The organism is Rathayibacter sp. AY1E2 (assembly GCF_002932325.1).
Classification (GTDB): Bacteria; Actinomycetota; Actinomycetes; order Actinomycetales; family Microbacteriaceae; genus Rathayibacter.
In genome coordinates, this window is record NZ_PSVO01000007.1 from 103,516 (window position 1) to 118,565 (window position 15,050).

Sequence of the window (15,050 nt, forward strand, 5' to 3'; positions counted from 1 at the left end):
CCACGGCCCCCCGCGATCCCGGGCGCCGCACCGGCTCCCGCCGGTAGGATCGGCCTCGTATGTCTGAGCTCACCCCGCCCCTGGAAAGCGCGCCGGACGCGCACCCGTTCACGACCGCGACCGGGAGCGACGTCCGCGTCCGCTTCTGCCCCTCGCCGACCGGGACCCCGCACGTCGGCCTCATCCGCACCGCCCTGTTCAACTGGGCGTACGCGCGCCACACCGGCGGCACGTTCGTCTTCCGCATCGAGGACACGGACGCCGCCCGCGACAGCGAGGAGAGCGTGGAGCAGATCCTCGACGCGCTGCGCTGGCTGAAGCTCGACTGGGACGAGGGCGTCGGAGTCGGCGGCCCGCACGGCCCGTACCGGCAGTCCGAGCGCACCGATGTCTACCTCGACGTGATCGCGCGCCTGACGGCCTCGGGGCACCTCTACGAGAGCTACTCCACGGCCGAGGAGATCGACGCGCGCAACGAGGCGGCCGGCCGCGCGAAGCAGCACGGGTACGACAACCACGACCGCGATCTCACCGAGGAGGAGCGCGCCGCCTTCCGCGCCGAGGGCCGCGCCCCGGCGCTGCGCCTGCGCGTGCCGGACGCCGACCTGTCCTTCGACGACCTGGTCCGCGGCCCGATCACGTTCCCCGCCGGCTCCTTCAGCGACTTCGTCGTGGTGCGCCCCAACGGCCAGCCGCTCTACACGCTGGTGAACCCGGTCGACGACGCGATCATGCAGATCACCCACGTGCTGCGCGGCGAGGACATCCTCCCCTCGACCGCCCGGCAGATCGCGCTGTACCACGCGCTGATCGACATCGGAGTGACGACCTTCGTCCCGCGCTTCGGGCACCTCCCGTACGTGATGGGCGACGGCAGCAAGAAGCTCTCCAAGCGCGACCCGTCCTCGAACCTCTTCCACCACCGCGACCGCGGCTTCATCCCGGAGGGCCTGGTCAACTACCTCGCCCTGCTCGGCTGGTCGCTCACGCACGACCGCGACGTCTTCTCGATCGACGAGATGGTCGCCGCCTTCGACGTCGCCGACGTGAACCCCAATCCGGCCCGCTTCGACCTCAAGAAGGCCGAGTCGATCAACGGCGACCACATCCGTCTCCTGGCCGTCGACGACTTCACCGAGCGGACGATCCCGTACCTCGTGGCGGCCGGAGTGCTCGCGGGCGAGCCGACCGCCGAGCAGCGCGCCGTGCTCGACGCCGCCGCACCCCTCGTGCAGGAGCGGATCGGCCTGCTCGGGGAGGCCCCCGGCATGCTCGGGTTCCTCTTCACCGCGTCCGACGCGCTCGAGTACGACGAGGACGCGCTGAAGGGCCTGCCCGCGAACGCCGGCGAGGTGCTCGCCGCCTCGATCGGCGCCCTCGAGCTCGTCCCCGCGTCCGAGTGGCTGACGGCCTCGATCCAGGAGGCGCTCGCCTCCGCGCTGATCGAGGGCCTCGGCCTCAAGCCCCGCATCGCCTACGGGCCGCTGCGCACGGCGGTCTCCGGACGCCGCGTCTCGCCGCCGCTGTTCGAGTCGATGGAGATCCTCGGCAAGCAGGAGTCGATCGCCCGCCTCGACCGCCTGGGCGCTCACCTCGGCACCTCCCGGCAGGCCTGACCGTGGCGGAGACGGTCGGCGGACGCTACGACGTCGTCGTGATCGGCGGGGGCCCCGCCGGGCTCTCGACCGCGCTCAACCTCGTCCGGGCGCGCCGCAGCGTGCTGCTGCTCGACAGCAACCGCCCGCGGAACGCCGCGACCCTGCACTCGCACGGGTTCCTCACCCGCGACGGCATCTCGCCGCTCGAGCTGCGCCGCCTCGGCCGCGAGGAGTTCGAGCGCTACGAGGCCGCCGAGGTGCACAACGCCCTCGTCACATCGGTCGAGCGCTCCGGCGGCGAGTTCGTGGTCGGCGCGCGCGGCGTGCGCGGCAGCGCGGACCGCTCCGTCGTCGCCACCGCCGTCGTGGTCGCCGCGGGGCTCCTCGAGACGCCGCCCGCGCTCCCGAGCCTGCGCGCCTACTACGGCACCGCCGTGCACAGCTGCATGGAGTGCGACGGCTACGAGAAGGCGGGGGAGGCGCTCGCCCTGATCGGCGAGACCGACGACCTCGCGGAGCGGGCCATGCTCCTCTCGCAGTGGTCGACCGACCTGATCGTCTTCACCAACGGCGTCGGGACGGTGAGCGACGCCGACGAGTCGCTGCTCGCCTCCATCGGCATCCGGGTCGACCGGCGCCCGGTCGCCGACCTCGCCGGGGAGCGCGCCGAGATGACCGGCGTCCGCCTCGTCGACGGCGACGTCGTGCCGCGCACCGGCGCGTTCGTCCGCCCCGTCTGGACGCCCGCGCTGGACTACCTGGACGCGGCCGGCCCCGACCGCGACGCCGACGGCTTCCTCCGCGTCGACGCCGGTGGCCGCACGTCCGTCCCCGGCCTCTACGCCGCCGGCGAGGTCACCCCTCCCGGCCCGCAGCAGCTGATCGTCGCCGCCGGATCGGGCGCCCAGGTCGCCTCCGCGATCAACCGCGACCTCGTCCGCGCCCGCCTCGGCGAGGCCGCCCCGGAGTCCGAGGGCAGCGTCGTCCGCGGCTCGATTTGAGCGGGATGCCCGCGTAGGGTACTGTCGTCTCTCGGCGCTCGGGTCTCGATCCGGTCGCCGCCTGGTCCCGGGTTCACCTCCGGATGACCATTGGGGTATGGTGTAATTGGCAACACGGCTGATTCTGGTTCAGTTGTTCTTGGTTCGAGTCCAGGTACCCCAGCACTGATCTCCTCCGCGGCAGTCCGCGCGACGCCCTCGTTCGGGGTGTCCTCGTCCGGGCCCGCCCCCTCGCGAACCGCTCTCGGCGGCGTCCGCAGTATCCCCCCTCCGGCCGACGCGGCCGTCCGAGGCGCTGTGACACGATGGAACCTGTACGTCTCTCAGGTACCCGCGTCGCGCGGGTCGGACGAAAGGTCGCCCGCCCATGGAACCGGATCTCCTCTGGATCGTCCTCGCCGGAGTCGCCGTCGGCGCACTCCTGCTGATCGCCCTCATCGGCTTCTTCCTCTTCCGCGCCTGGTACCAGGTGCCGCAGGCCGACGAGGCGATCGTGATCGTCGGGAAGAAGCAGAAGGGCGAGGACGGCCTCACCTCGAACATGACCGTCATCACCGGCGGCGGCGCGTTCGTGAACAAGCTGACCCAGCGGTCCGACCGCATCTCCCTGCGCTCCCGCCAGATCAAGATGGAGCCGGTCGCGCAGACCAAGAACGGCGTGACCATCCACCTCGCGGGCGTCGCCCTGGTCAAGATCGGGTCCACGGCCGACCAGGTCCGCGCCGCCGCCGAGCGCTTCGCGTCGCAGGACCAGTCCATAGACGTCTTCACGACCGAGCAGCTCGAGGGTGCCCTCCGCGGCGTCGTCGCGAAGCTCAGCGTCGAGGAGGTCATGCAGGACCGGCAGAAGCTGGGAGACGAGATCGCCGAGGGCATCAAGGGCGACCTGCTCGCCCAGGGCCTCGTCCTCGACTCCTTCGCCATCCAGGGCGTCACCGACCGCAACGGCTACATCGAGGCGCTCGGAGCGCAGGAGATCGAGCGCGTCCGCCGCGAGGCCGACGTCGCGCGGATCAACGCGGCCCGCGAGGTCAAGGCGCGCCAGCTGGCCACGGACGAGGCGAACCTGATCGAGCAGACCGCCTACGACAAGAACACCGCCGCCGCGAAGTCCGAGGTCGGCCGCGCCAACGCCGAGGCCGAGCAGGCCGAGAACCTGGCCCGCGCCGAGCGCGAGCAGGCCGTCCTCGTGCAGCGCGCCGAGAACCGGCAGGCCGAGCTCGACGCCGACGTCAAGCGCGTCGCGGACGCCGAGAAGTACCGCCGTCAGACCGAGGCCGACGCCGACGCCTACGGACGCGAGAAGAAGGCCGAGACGGACCGCCAGGTCGCGCAGCAGGTCTCGGACGCCGAGGCGTACGCCGTCCAGCGCCAGGCGGAGGCGCGCCAGGCGTCCGCCGCTGCCGAGGCCGCCGCCGTGAGCGCCCGCGCCGAGGCCGAGGCCCACGCACTGCGGGCCAAGGCGGGCGCCGAGGCCGAGGCGCTGCGCGCGAACGCGACCGCCGAGGCGGAGGCCATCCGCGCGAAGGGAGAGGCGAGCGCGGCGGCCATCGCGGCCGAGGCGGAGGCGCTCCGCGAGAACCAGGAGGCGATCCTGGGTCGCGAGCTCATCGGGCAGCTGCCCTCGCTCATGGCCGAGTTCGCGAAGGGCTACCAGAACGTCGGCTCGGTGACGCTGATCGGCGGCGACACCGCCGGCACCCACATCGCGCGCGAGCAGGCGGCGGGTCTCGCCGCGACGTTCGACAGCGTCAGGTCGGCGACCGGCGTCGACCTCGGCGCGATCCTCCAGGGCCAGGCCTTCGGCCGGGGGATGGCGACCGGCGGTACCGTCGTTCCGACCGGCGCGTCGGTGGCGACCGGATCGGGTGACGCCCCGCGTCCGTCCGGCACCGGCGACCCGACCGCCGTCGCCTCCACGAGCTGACCGCAGGGTCCCGCTGATTTCCGGCGGTTCCACCACCGCCGCCGTGCTCGTCGGTGGGCACCCGTCGGCGTCCGCCCTCGAGCACGGCGTGCGGCGTTCTGCGCGACCGGGTCGTGCCCCTGCCCGGCGTCGAGCGGCCCCGCTCAGACCAGCGGCTTGCGCATCTGCAGGGACGTCGTCTCGTAGCCGAGCGACTCGTACAGAGCCCGCGCGGCGGTGTTGAAGCCGAACACGTTCAGCGCGAGGGCGGAGCCGCCGCGGGAGCGGACGTGCGACTCCGCGAGCAGCATCGCCGCCCGGCCGAGGCCGCGGCCGCGCTCGGCGGCGTCGATCTGCACGTCCCAGACGTACCCGACGCCCTCGAGTCCGCTCGGGTGCGGGCCGAGCCAGAGCGACCCGACCGCGCGGCCGTCCTCGGAGACGAGGAGCACGTCGTGCCCGGCGGCGGGGGAGCCGCCAGGGACGTACTTCTCGTACGAGGCATCGGCGTTGCGCGTCGCGGCCGCCTCGTCGTCGCCCGCGCGCATCCGGTCCTCGATGTACGCCGAGCGCTGCACCCGCATCCAGATGGCGAGAGCGGCGGCGGGCATCGGCTCGAGCGTGACGGTCATAGCCTCACGATCCCACTCCTCACCGCCCCCCGCGATCGATCCGCCGCGGACGGCCCGCAGGGGATCCGCGGACGGGCCGCTCGCGACGGATCGCCGCCGGCCCGGATCAGTCCGGGGTCCGCTCCGCGTGCTTCCGCTTCCCCAGGCGGGTGGCGAGGAACAGCAGCGTCCCCACGACCACGTAGCCCGCTGTCGCCAGCCAGACCACGCCCGTCTGCTGCGTCAGCAGCACCACGCTCGCGATGGTCGCGAGCACCGGCACGACGCGCGGCACGGAGTAGTGGGCGTGGTCGACGCGGTCCTTCTTCAGCACCAGCACCGAGACGTTCGCCGCGATGAACACCAGCAGGAGCAGCAGCACCGTCGTCTCGGCGAGCGTGCCGACGTCGCCGATGAGGCTGAGCAGCATCGTCACTCCGCCGACGACCACGATCGACACCCACGGCGTGCGGCGGCCCGGGAGCACCTTGCCGAAGGCGCTCGGCAGCAGCCCGGAGGTGGCGAGCCCGAAGCCGACCCGCGACGCCATCACCATGAACAGCAGAGCGCCGTTCGCGATGGCGACGAGCGCGATCAGGCCGAACAGCCACGGCGGCACCGCCACTCCGCTCGCCGCGACAACGTCCAGCAGGGGACCGCTGGAGGCCGCGAGCTCGTCGTTCGGCAGCACGATCACGGCGCCGAGCGCGATCAGGAGGTAGACCACGGCGGCGGTGATCAGCGCACCGAAGAGGGCCCGCGGGTAGACCTTCGAGGGGTTCCGCACCTCCTCGGCCATGTTCGCCGCGGCCTCGAAGCCGAGGAACGAGAAGAAGGCGACGATCGAGGCGGCGAACGCCCCCTGCAGCGGAGCGACGTCGGGGTTGAACTCGAGCACGCGGGAGGCATCGCCGTCGCCGGAGCCGAAGAAGACCGCGGCGCAGACGATGACGATGACCAGTCCGCTCACCTCGATCACCGAAGCGACCAGGTTCGCGGTCAGCGACTCCTTCACCCCGCGCAGGTTCACCAGGGTGAGGATCGCGATGAAGACGATCGCGGTCGGGATCGGCGGCACGTCCAGCAGAGCCCTGAGGTAGTCGCCCGCGAACGCGTTCGCCAGGGAGGCCGCCGTCGTGATGCCGGAGGCCATCATCAGGAAGCCGATCAGGAACGAGAGGTACGGCTTCCCGAACGCGCGGTCCACGTAGCGCGCCGCCCCTCCGGCGTGCGGGTACTTGGTGATCAGCTCGGCGTACGTGCCCGCGGTGAGCAGGGCGACGACCAGCGCGATCAGCAGCGGCAGCCAGATCACGCCGCCCACGTCCTCCGCCATCGTGCCGACCAGGGTGTAGATGCCGGCGCCGAGCGTGTCGCCCACGATGAAGGCGAACAGCAGCGGTCCGGTGATCACCCGCTTGAGCGACGCCTTCCCGGGAGCGGTCTCGGCGGTGTCCGTCGTGTCGGTCATCCGGACACTCCACCGAAGCGAGGGGGCCGAGCGCAAGCCTCGCCGCCCGATCGCTGCGAGATTTCTCATGATCGCGACCCGTGTGGCAGGGGCCCGGGCGGCGAGGACTCCCACAGCGCGCTGATCCCGGGACTCGGGCGATCGGCCGCATCAGAGGGAGCGGACCCCCGGTGCGCACAGGGTGAACAGGGGGCGACCGCGCGTGCCGCCGCGCGCCCGCACTGGGTAGGCTGGAGCGCTTCGTCGTGAGTGGAGCGGTCGCGGAGGAATCATGGGCAAGAAGCGCAACCAGGGACGATCCGGAGGCGGTCAGGGCGGGTCCGGCGGTCAGGGCGGCGGCCGCACGGCCGAGACCGCGCTGATGGTGCGGTTCCGCAGCTGGTACCGCTCGCACCTCGCCGAGGTGGGCATGCAGCACGAGCACCTCGAGGCCGACGAGGCCGTCGAGGTGCTGACCGACCTCTTCGCGATGACCCGCGACCTGCGCCCGCGCGGCTCCTTCGCCCAGCCCGACGCCGAGCTGCTCGAGGCCGTCTTCGACCAGATCGAGGCCGACCTGTCGGGGGAGGAGAGCGAGGCCGACCTCGACGACACCCTCTTCACCGTCGCCGAGGTCGTCGAGCACTTCCTCGACTTCCTCACCGACGAGGACCTCTGGACCGGCACCGACGAGGAGCTGGACGAGTGCCAGGCCGTCCTCGACGAGGTCCTCGACCTCGCCGGCTCCTTCGTGGAGGCCGTGCTCGACGACCTCGCCGAGCTCGACGAGGTCCCGGCCGAGGAGCAGCTCTCCGCCGTGCGCGCCACCGCTCTCGTGCACGCCGCCGACGTCGTGGTCGAGCACCTCGCCGCCGACGACGGCGCGACCCTCACCGAGCGCGCCGCCCGCGAGATCGCGGTCGAGGCGGGCATCTCCTCCGCGGGATCCACCCCGAGCGACGACTCCGTCCGCATCCCGGTCTCGGCCTGGTGGGACGCGCTGGTCGGCTCCGCGGTGCTCGAGCAGGAGGGATCCGCCGCAGGTCTCGGCGAGGCCGCCGTGCTCTGGCGCAGCTCCGATGCCCACGAGGCCGCCGCCGAGCGCATCGCCTACGTCGCCCGCTTCCTCGAGCAGTGGATCCTCAGCGCCCAGACCGCGCTGGCGGCCGCCGACATCGAGGACGGCGCCTTCTCCCCGGAGGAGCGCGCGGTCACCACCACCGACGCCGTGCTGGTCCGCATCGCGGTCGCCTGCCAGGCCGAGATCCACCCGGGCCTGGTCGTCGGCGAGCTGGTCGACGAGCTGGCAGCCGACTCCGGAGTCTCGCTCGACGAGGCCCTCGACGAGCGCGAGCGCATGGTCGGCACGGCCGAGCGGATGCTCGACGACACCGCCGAGCTCGGGCTGCTGCTGCACTCGCCGGAATTCGGCTACGCGGTGCCGGAGGGCCTGGCGCCCGTCCTCGCCTCCGTCGTCCGCGCGACGGTCGTCCTCCTCGGCGAGCGCGAGGCCACCCGCCTCGAGATCCTCGACGAGGCGACCCAGGACACGGCGACGGCCTACGCGCTCCACGTCGCCCTGCTCGGGACCAAGCCCGTCGTCTGGCGGCGCCTCGAGCTCTCCTCCGAGTCGTCGCTGCGCGATCTGCACCTCGCGCTCCAGCTCTCGCTGGGCTGGACCGACGCGCAGCCGCACTACTTCAGCGTCGGCGTGCCCGACGAGGAGCAGGCTCCGATCGGCTCGCCGTCCGACGCGGAGGAGTTCGGCGCCGACCTCGTGGACGAGGCGGGCGTCGCGCTCGCCGAGGTGCTCGAGCAGGAGCAGGACGAGCTCTTCTACGTCTACGACCTCGAGGACGAGTGGCGCCACGTGATCCGCCTGGAGTCGATCGCGCCGCTGTCGTCGGCTCTGCCGCGCTGCACGGGCGCGCGCGGCGCGGCTCCGCTCGACGTGCCGGGAGGCCCCGCGGCCTGGGCCGACACGGTGCGGGCGGCGACGGACCCGTCCTCGGCCGACCACGCGGAGGCGCTCGAGGCTCTCGGCCTCGCCGCCGGAGCCTCGTTCGATCCGGCCGCGGTCGACGTCGACGGCATCAACCGCTCGCTCGGACTCCTGCGCTCCGCCGTCTGACGCCCCGCCGGAGGGCATCACCGGCGGAGGCCCCCGCTCCCGCTCACCGCGGGCGGCGGGGGCCTCCTCCGGTGCGGGGCGTCACGGGGTGAGCAGCAGCTTGCCGATGTGTCCGGAGGAGCGCATCACGTCGTGCGCCCGCTCGGCCTCGGCGAGCGGGACCACCTCGTCCACCACCGGGCGCACCGTCCCGGCGGCGACCAGCGGCCAGACCTCCGCGCGCACCTGCGCGACGATCGCGCGCCGCTCCTCCAGGGGCCGGGCGCGGAGGGTCGTGGCGTGCACCGCCCCGCGCTTGCGCATCAGCACCCCGAGGTCGAGCGAGCCCAGCGCACCGGACTGGTTGCCGATGAACACCACGCGCCCGCCCACGGCCAGCGCCTCCAGGTCTCGGGCCAGGTAGTCGCCGCCGACCGGGTCGAGGATCACGTCGACGCCGCGCCCGCCGGTCGCCTCGCGGATCCGCTCGACGAAGTCCTCCTCGTGGTAGTCGATCAGGACGTCGGCCCCGAGCGCGCGGCACGCCTCGAGCTTGCGGGGGCTGCCGGCCGTGACGGCGACGCGGGCGCCGAGGGCGGCGGCGATCTGGATGCCCGTGGTCCCGATCCCGCTCCCGCCGCCGTGGAGGAGGACGGTGTCGCCGGATCCGAGCCCGGCCACCATCACGAGGTTCGACCAGACGGTGGACGTCGTCTCCGGGAGGGCGGCGGCCGAGACGAGGCCGACGCCGTCCGGCACCGGCAGCACCAGGCCCGCGTCGACCGCGACGTACTCCGCGTAGCCGCCGCCGGAGAGCAGCGCGCAGACCTCGTCGCCCTCCGAGAACCCGGTCGCGTCCTCGCCGAGCGCGACGACCGTGCCGGACACCTCCATCCCGAGGATCTCGGAGGCGCCGGGCGGCGGCGGGTAGACCCCGCCGCGCTGGCCGAGGTCGGCGCGGTTGACGCCGGCGGCCGCCACGCGGACGAGGACCTCGACGGGTCCGGGGGAGGGCGTCGGCACCTCCTCCAGCACGAGTCGGGAGTCGGGGCCGGGGTTCTCGATGCGGATCGCCTGCATGAGGGGGATGCTACGCCGCGGGCCTCGGCGCTCGCGGTGCTCCCGTCCGGCGAGGGGCCGGCTCAGCGCTGCTCCGCCAGGAACGCCAGCACCGCGTCCTTGAAGCCCCGCGCGGGTACGGTGCTGGTGTGGTCGCGGCCGGGGACGCTCACGAACCGCGCCCCCGCCTCCGCCGCCAGCAGCTCTCCGCCGGGAGCGATCGGATCCGCGCCGCCGGTCACGAGCAGCGTCGGCAGGTGGGGATGCCGCCCGTGCTCCGGGTGCGCCCCGCCGCGGACGCCGTCGGCCACCGCCACCAGTGCCGCGAGGTCGTTGCCCTGCACGCCCTCCGCCATGCCGATGAAGGCGCGGGTGAAGCCGTCGTCGATCTCGCCGCCGGAGGCGACGCGGGCCCGGGCCGCCTCCGCGTCGAAGGAGCGGAGGGGCTCGCCCACGGTCAGCCCGCCGAGGCTCAGCGATGCGAGCCGCTCCGGGTGCTCGAGTCCCAGCACCCAGCTCATCCGGGCGCCGAGGGAGTAGCCGAGGACGTGGGGCGCGTCGAGGTCGTAGGAGTCGAGCACCCGCACCAGGTCGGCCACCATGGCGTCCACGCTGTAGGAGTCGGAGTGGTGCGGCTTCTCGCTCGCGCCGTGCCCGCGCTGGTCGAGCGCGACGACGCGGAACCCGGCCCGGTGCAGCGTCCGCAGCCAGCCCGACGTCTCCCAGTTGAGCACGGCGTGGGAGGCGAAGCCGTGCACGGCGAGGACGGTCGGGGCGCTCTCCTCGCCGACGGAGTAGGTGGCCAGCCGCACTCCGTCGTCGGCCACGACGTACACGGGCGGAGGGAAGGCGATCACTCCACCACCCTGCCCGCCGCCGCGACGTGGAGGGGGCACCGGGCCGCGGACACGCCGGGCGGAGTCCCGGGAGCGGGGAGCCGTGCGGACCGGGGTGCCCCGACGGTCAGCGCGGCGGACGGGTGGAGCGGGCGAAGGGCACGGCGATCCAGAGGCGCACGGTGCGTCCCCGGCCGGACCGGATCCCGAGGACGACGCACAGCACGAGGTTGAGCACGGCCAGCGCGAGGATCGCCGAGATCGTCGCGAGCGGCCAGTCGGCGCCGAGCGAGTCGCGCACCGACACCAGCGCGAGGTGCAGCGGGACCAGCATCAGCTGGAGTGCGAGGTAGGTGAGCTGCCAGTTGACGGCGACCAGGCCGTTCCGGTCGCTGAGGGTGCCGATCCGCCGCCGCGACCCCCACACCATCACGGTCGCCGTGAGGGAGATCACGGGGGAGATCACCACGAAGCCGGCGAGCGCCGACAGCCCGGCGAACCAGACGGCCCGGGCGCCCTTGCGGTCCCGGGTTCGGTGCCGCAGCTCGTCGTCGTCCATCGTCGCCGCCTCCTCGCGCCGGGACCAGTCTCGCACCCGCCCCCGCGTCGAGGCGGGGGATCGCCCCCGAGTTCCGGGGGTTCCCCGGATGGGGCGGGTCCGGGCTCGTCCGTAGCGTGGAGGCATCGCCGGAGCACACCGGCAGCACCGCCGGCCCGCCCGGCGGCACCGCATCCCGCCGGGCGACCGGCACCCGAGAAGGAGCACACCGTGACCACCGACGACCGCACCGCCCGCCTCTCCACCCCCGCCGACGAGCAGCCGACCGTGGACCTGGGCGCGACCGCCGTCCTCACCGAGGAGCGGCCGTCCGCCGGGGAGCGCCCCGCCGCCGAGGAGCCCGCCTCCTCGCAGCAGGCCCGCGCCCCCTACGGCACCCCCGCCGTCCCGCCCGCGGCGCTCGCCCCGGCGCCCTCGACCCCGTTCTCGCTCACGAGCCTGATCCTCGGCGTCACCTCCGTCTTCTTCGGACTGACCGTGATCGCTCCGGCCGCGGGCCTCGTCTTCGGCATCCTGGGGCTGCGGAGGGAGCCGACCGGCCGCACGCTCTCGATCTGGGGCATCGTGCTCAACTCCGTCATGCTCGGCCTCGTCCTGCTGTTCGCGATCGCCGTGCTCGTCGTGGTCGTGCTCGTGCCGCTCGCGGCCCTCGCGTCGGGCAGCGACTACCGCTGATCCGCCGCTTCCCGCGTCCCGCGCCTCCTGTCCGCTCCGGCGGCGGGAGGCGCGGTCGTTCCGCGCCCGCCGCGCGGTCGTTCCGCGCCCGCCGAGCGGACGCTCCGCGCCCGCGTCCGCCGCCGCCCCGCGGCCCGGCGATAGGCTGGCCGCGCAGTTCGCGAGCCCCCTGCACCCTCCGGGGCCGCACGACGACAGCAACGGAGCTGGACGTGACCCTCGCACCGAGCACCCTCCCCGACCGCGACCCGGAAGGCAGAGCCCTGGACGACACCGAGACCCCCGCCACGCGCACCGAGAGCGACTCCCTCGGCTCGATGGAGATCCCCGCCGAGGCCTACTGGGGCATCCACACGGCGCGGGCCCTCGACAACTTCCCGATCTCGAAGCGCCCCATCTCGATCTACCCCGATCTCGTCCGGTCCCTCGCCACGGTCAAGCTCGCGGCCGCCCGGGCGAACACCGAGCTCGGCAGCCTCGCCCCCGCCAAGGCCGAGCTGATCGAGACCGCGTGCCGCCGCATCATCGACGGCGAGTTCCACGACCAGTTCGTGGTCGGGGTGATCCAGGGCGGCGCCGGCACCTCGACGAACATGAACGCGAACGAGGTCGTCGCCAACGTCGCACTCGAGATCGGCGGCTTCGAGCGGGGCGACTACGCCCACCTGCACCCGCTCGACGACGTCAACCGCAGCCAGTCCACCAACGACGTCTACCCGACCGCGATCAAGATCGCGATGACCTGGTCGCTGCGCCGCCTGCTCGACGAGCTGGCGCTGCTGCGCGAGTCGTTCTCCCGCAAGGCGGTCGAGTTCGGCAGCGTCCTGAAGGTCGGCCGCACGCAGCTGCAGGACGCGGTGCCGATGACGCTCGGCCAGGAGTTCCACGGCTTCGCGACGACCCTCGGCGAGGACCACGCCCGTCTCTCCGAGACCATCTGGCTGCTCGCCGAGGTCAACATCGGAGCCACCGCGATCGGCACCGGCATCACCGCCGATCCGCGCTACGGCGCGGCCGCGGTCCGCCACCTCAACGAGATCACCGACCTCGACCTCGAGATGGCGCAGGACCTCGTCGAGGCGACGAGCGACACCGGCGTCTTCATGTCGTTCTCGAGCGCGCTCAAGCGCTCCGCGATCAAGCTGTCCAAGATCTGCAACGACCTGAGGCTCCTCTCCTCGGGCCCGCAGGCCGGCTTCGGTGAGATCAACCTGCCTCCGCGCCAGGCGGGATCCAGCATCATGCCCGGCAAGGTGAACCCGGTCATCCCCGAGGTGGTCAACCAGGTCGCCTACTCGGTGGCCGGGGCCGACGTCACGGTCACGATGGCGGCCGAGGCGGGTCAGCTCCAGCTCAACGCCTTCGAGCCGGTGATCGCGCACTCGCTGCTGCAGAGCATCACCTGGATGACGCAGGCCTGCAAGACGCTCCGCGAGAACTGCATCGACGGCATCACCGCGAACGTCGACCGGCTCGAGGCCATGGTCGCCTCCTCGGTCGGGGTCGTGACGGCGCTCACGCCGAGCATCGGCTACACCGCGTCCGCCGCCCTCGCGAAGGCCGCCCTCGCGACCGGCCGCAACATCGCCGACCTGGTGGTCGAGGCGGGGTTGATGTCGCGCGAAGAGGTCATGAGGCTCATCTCGCCGGCCCGACTCTCGGGCATCGAGGCGATGACCGCGGCGCTCCCGATCATCGACCCCGCGCCGGAGGCGTGACCGCGGCCGCGAGGCGCGCCCCGGCGTAGCTGCGCCAGGGCGCCCAGCGGCGCCCGGCCTCGGCCAGCCCGCGCTCGCCGGCGGGCAGGCCGAGCGCCGCAGCGCCCCGCCGGAGCACGGGATCCCCGGTGAGCAGGACGTCGGGATCTCCGGTCGCCCGCTGCGCCACCTCGGCCGCCGTGGCCGCGTCGATCCCGGGGACCACCAGCAGCTGCTCGGCGAGCTCCTCCCGGTCGGCGTCGAGCCGCAGGGCTCCCTCGGCGAGCAGCGTGCAGGTCCGCACCAGCACGTCGGCGGGTCCGGGGAGCACGTCGGCGGCGTGCTCGGCGATCACCGCGGGGGAGGGGAAGGCGCGTGCGATCGATCCGCTCGCCACGGACTCCGGGAGCGTCGCGCCGAGCGCCGCGACCAGCCGTGCGGCCTCCCGCCGGCCGAGCAGCGCGCGCACCAGCGTCTCGGCCGGGTCGACGGAGCAGGGCACGCGGACACCGGGGCGGGCGGCGACGCTCGGAGCGAGTGCGGGATCGGCCGCGAGGGCCTCGTCCACGGCGCGGGCGTCCGCGTCCAGGTCGAGCAGCCGCCTCACCCGGGCGACCAGCGGCCCGACGTCGGCGACGGAGACGAGCGTCGCGCTGCAGCGGACGCTCTCCCCGTCCGCCGCCAGCCGGATCAGCGCCGCGCCCCCGGGCAGGACGAGCGAGCGCGCGTAGCCGCCGGGGGACGCCTCCTCGATGCCCGGGAGCGCGGTGCCGCCGAGCACGTCGAGCACCCCGGGATCGAACGGAGCCCGCACTGCCAGCCGGAGCTCCAGCGTGGTCGCGCCGTCGTGGACGCTCGCCTCGGAGCGCGTGCCGCGGGCCGAGGCGCGCAGGGCCGTCGGGGTCCGCTCGTACACCTCCGCCAGGGTCGCGTTGAACTGCCGGATGCTCGTGAAGCCGGCGGCGAAGGCGACGTCGGACACGGGCAGGTCGGTGCTCGTGAGCAGGAGCCGGGCGGTCTGGGCGCGCTGGGCGCGAGCGAGGGCCAGCGGAGGCGCGCCCAGCTCCTCGCGCAGGATGCGGCCGAGGTGGCGCGCGCCGTAGCCGAGCCGGGCGGCCAGCCCCTCGACCCCCTCGCGGTCGACCACTCCGTCGGCGATCAAACGCATGGCGCGCGCCGCCGTGTCGTCGCGCAGGTTCCACTCGGGGGAGCCGGGGACGGCGTCCGGCAGGCAGCGCTTGCAGGCGCGGAGCCCCGCCTCGTGCGCGGCGGCGGCCGTCGGGTAGAAGCGCACGTTCGCGCGCCGCGGCGTGATGGCGGGGCAGCTCGGACGGCAGTAGATGCCGGTGGAGTGCACGCCGGTCAGGAACCGCCCGTCGAACCGGGAGTCGCGGGAGGCGACGGCGCGGTAGCGCTCCTCGAAGAGCGGATCGGAGTCGGGCACGCCTCGAGCCTCGCACGCGGCGACGTCGAGCAGGAGCGGGAATCGGACACGGGCGTCCGCACCCCGGCCCTCCTCCACGCGCCCGGCGCGTGTCAACCGCCGAC

Annotated in this window: 12 protein-coding genes and 1 tRNA gene; 7 read left to right on the forward strand and 6 right to left on the reverse strand. The window is 73.8% G+C overall.

The genetic code is table 11. The features are described from left to right. Positions 1–59: 59 nt before the first annotated feature. From gltX to C5C49_RS07840, 4 genes are all read left to right on the forward strand, one after another. Entirely contained in the window at positions 60–1,616 is a 1,557-nt protein-coding gene (gene gltX / locus C5C49_RS07825; RefSeq protein ID WP_104233235.1) for a glutamate--tRNA ligase, read from the forward strand. Between the two features lie 2 nt (positions 1,617–1,618). Beyond that, positions 1,619–2,599 carry an NAD(P)/FAD-dependent oxidoreductase gene (locus C5C49_RS07830; protein ID WP_104276156.1) on the forward strand — a complete coding sequence of 327 codons (981 nt, stop codon included), beginning with the start codon at positions 1,619–1,621 and terminating at the stop codon, positions 2,597–2,599. Positions 2,600–2,690: 91 nt separating this feature from the next. Beyond that, positions 2,691–2,762: transfer RNA gene (locus C5C49_RS07835), tRNA-Gln, on the forward strand. 204 nt (positions 2,763–2,966) lie between these two features. Further along, positions 2,967–4,526 (forward strand): SPFH domain-containing protein, encoded by a 1,560-nt coding sequence (locus C5C49_RS07840; RefSeq protein WP_104226268.1) that lies wholly within the window; start codon positions 2,967–2,969, stop codon positions 4,524–4,526. A gap of 143 nt (positions 4,527–4,669) precedes the next feature. On the opposite strand, the gene C5C49_RS07845 is transcribed toward C5C49_RS07840, so the two are convergent. After that, a complete protein-coding gene (locus C5C49_RS07845; protein WP_104345846.1) occupies positions 4,670–5,137 on the reverse strand; it encodes an N-acetyltransferase in 468 nt (155 codons plus the stop codon). A 106-nt stretch (positions 5,138–5,243) separates the two neighbouring features. Further along, positions 5,244–6,587 carry an APC family permease gene (locus C5C49_RS07850; protein WP_104345847.1) on the reverse strand — a complete coding sequence of 448 codons (1,344 nt, stop codon included), beginning with the start codon at positions 6,585–6,587 and terminating at the stop codon, positions 5,244–5,246. Between the two features lie 271 nt (positions 6,588–6,858). On the opposite strand from C5C49_RS07850, the gene C5C49_RS07855 reads away from it, so the two are divergent. Beyond that, the gene (locus tag C5C49_RS07855; RefSeq protein WP_104345848.1) at positions 6,859–8,697 is read left to right on the forward strand and encodes a plasmid pRiA4b ORF-3 family protein; all 1,839 of its coding nucleotides are present in this window, start codon (positions 6,859–6,861) and stop codon (positions 8,695–8,697) included. Positions 8,698–8,778: 81 nt separating this feature from the next. On the opposite strand, the gene C5C49_RS07860 is transcribed toward C5C49_RS07855, so the two are convergent. From C5C49_RS07860 to C5C49_RS07870, 3 genes are all read right to left on the reverse strand, one after another. After that, entirely contained in the window at positions 8,779–9,756 is a 978-nt protein-coding gene (locus C5C49_RS07860; RefSeq protein WP_104345849.1) for an NAD(P)H-quinone oxidoreductase, read from the reverse strand. 62 nt (positions 9,757–9,818) lie between these two features. Beyond that, a complete protein-coding gene (locus C5C49_RS07865; RefSeq protein WP_181135732.1) occupies positions 9,819–10,592 on the reverse strand; it encodes an alpha/beta fold hydrolase in 774 nt (257 codons plus the stop codon). Positions 10,593–10,698: 106 nt separating this feature from the next. Continuing rightward, positions 10,699–11,166, reverse strand: coding sequence for a DUF4870 domain-containing protein (locus C5C49_RS07870; RefSeq protein WP_181068014.1), 468 nt, complete (start codon positions 11,164–11,166; stop codon positions 10,699–10,701). A 174-nt stretch (positions 11,167–11,340) separates the two neighbouring features. Between C5C49_RS07870 and C5C49_RS07875 the strand changes: the two genes are divergently transcribed. Together C5C49_RS07875 and C5C49_RS07880 are read left to right on the forward strand one after the other, a co-directional pair. Next, on the forward strand, positions 11,341–11,805 hold the full coding sequence (locus tag C5C49_RS07875; RefSeq protein ID WP_104250160.1) for a DUF4190 domain-containing protein: 465 nt from the start codon (positions 11,341–11,343) through the stop codon (positions 11,803–11,805). 263 nt (positions 11,806–12,068) lie between these two features. After that, positions 12,069–13,523, forward strand: coding sequence for an aspartate ammonia-lyase (locus tag C5C49_RS07880; protein ID WP_258065257.1), 1,455 nt, complete (start codon positions 12,069–12,071; stop codon positions 13,521–13,523). Here the strand turns inward: C5C49_RS07880 and C5C49_RS07885 are convergent. Then, positions 13,498–14,946 carry a DNA-3-methyladenine glycosylase 2 family protein gene (locus C5C49_RS07885; RefSeq protein WP_181135733.1) on the reverse strand — a complete coding sequence of 483 codons (1,449 nt, stop codon included), beginning with the start codon at positions 14,944–14,946 and terminating at the stop codon, positions 13,498–13,500. The genes C5C49_RS07880 and C5C49_RS07885 overlap by 26 nt on opposite strands. Positions 14,947–15,050: the final 104 nt, after the last annotated feature.

Coding starts and splice junctions, on each gene's coding strand:
- C5C49_RS07855 (WP_104345848.1), top strand. CDS start 6,859: ATGGGCAAGAAGCGCAACCAGGGACGATCCGGAGGCGGTCAGGGCGGG.
- C5C49_RS07860 (WP_104345849.1), bottom strand. CDS start 9,756: ATGCAGGCGATCCGCATCGAGAACCCCGGCCCCGACTCCCGACTCGTG.
- C5C49_RS07850 (WP_104345847.1), bottom strand. CDS start 6,587: ATGACCGACACGACGGACACCGCCGAGACCGCTCCCGGGAAGGCGTCG.
- C5C49_RS07840 (WP_104226268.1), top strand. CDS start 2,967: ATGGAACCGGATCTCCTCTGGATCGTCCTCGCCGGAGTCGCCGTCGGC.
- gltX (WP_104233235.1), top strand. CDS start 60: ATGTCTGAGCTCACCCCGCCCCTGGAAAGCGCGCCGGACGCGCACCCG.
- C5C49_RS07845 (WP_104345846.1), bottom strand. CDS start 5,137: ATGACCGTCACGCTCGAGCCGATGCCCGCCGCCGCTCTCGCCATCTGG.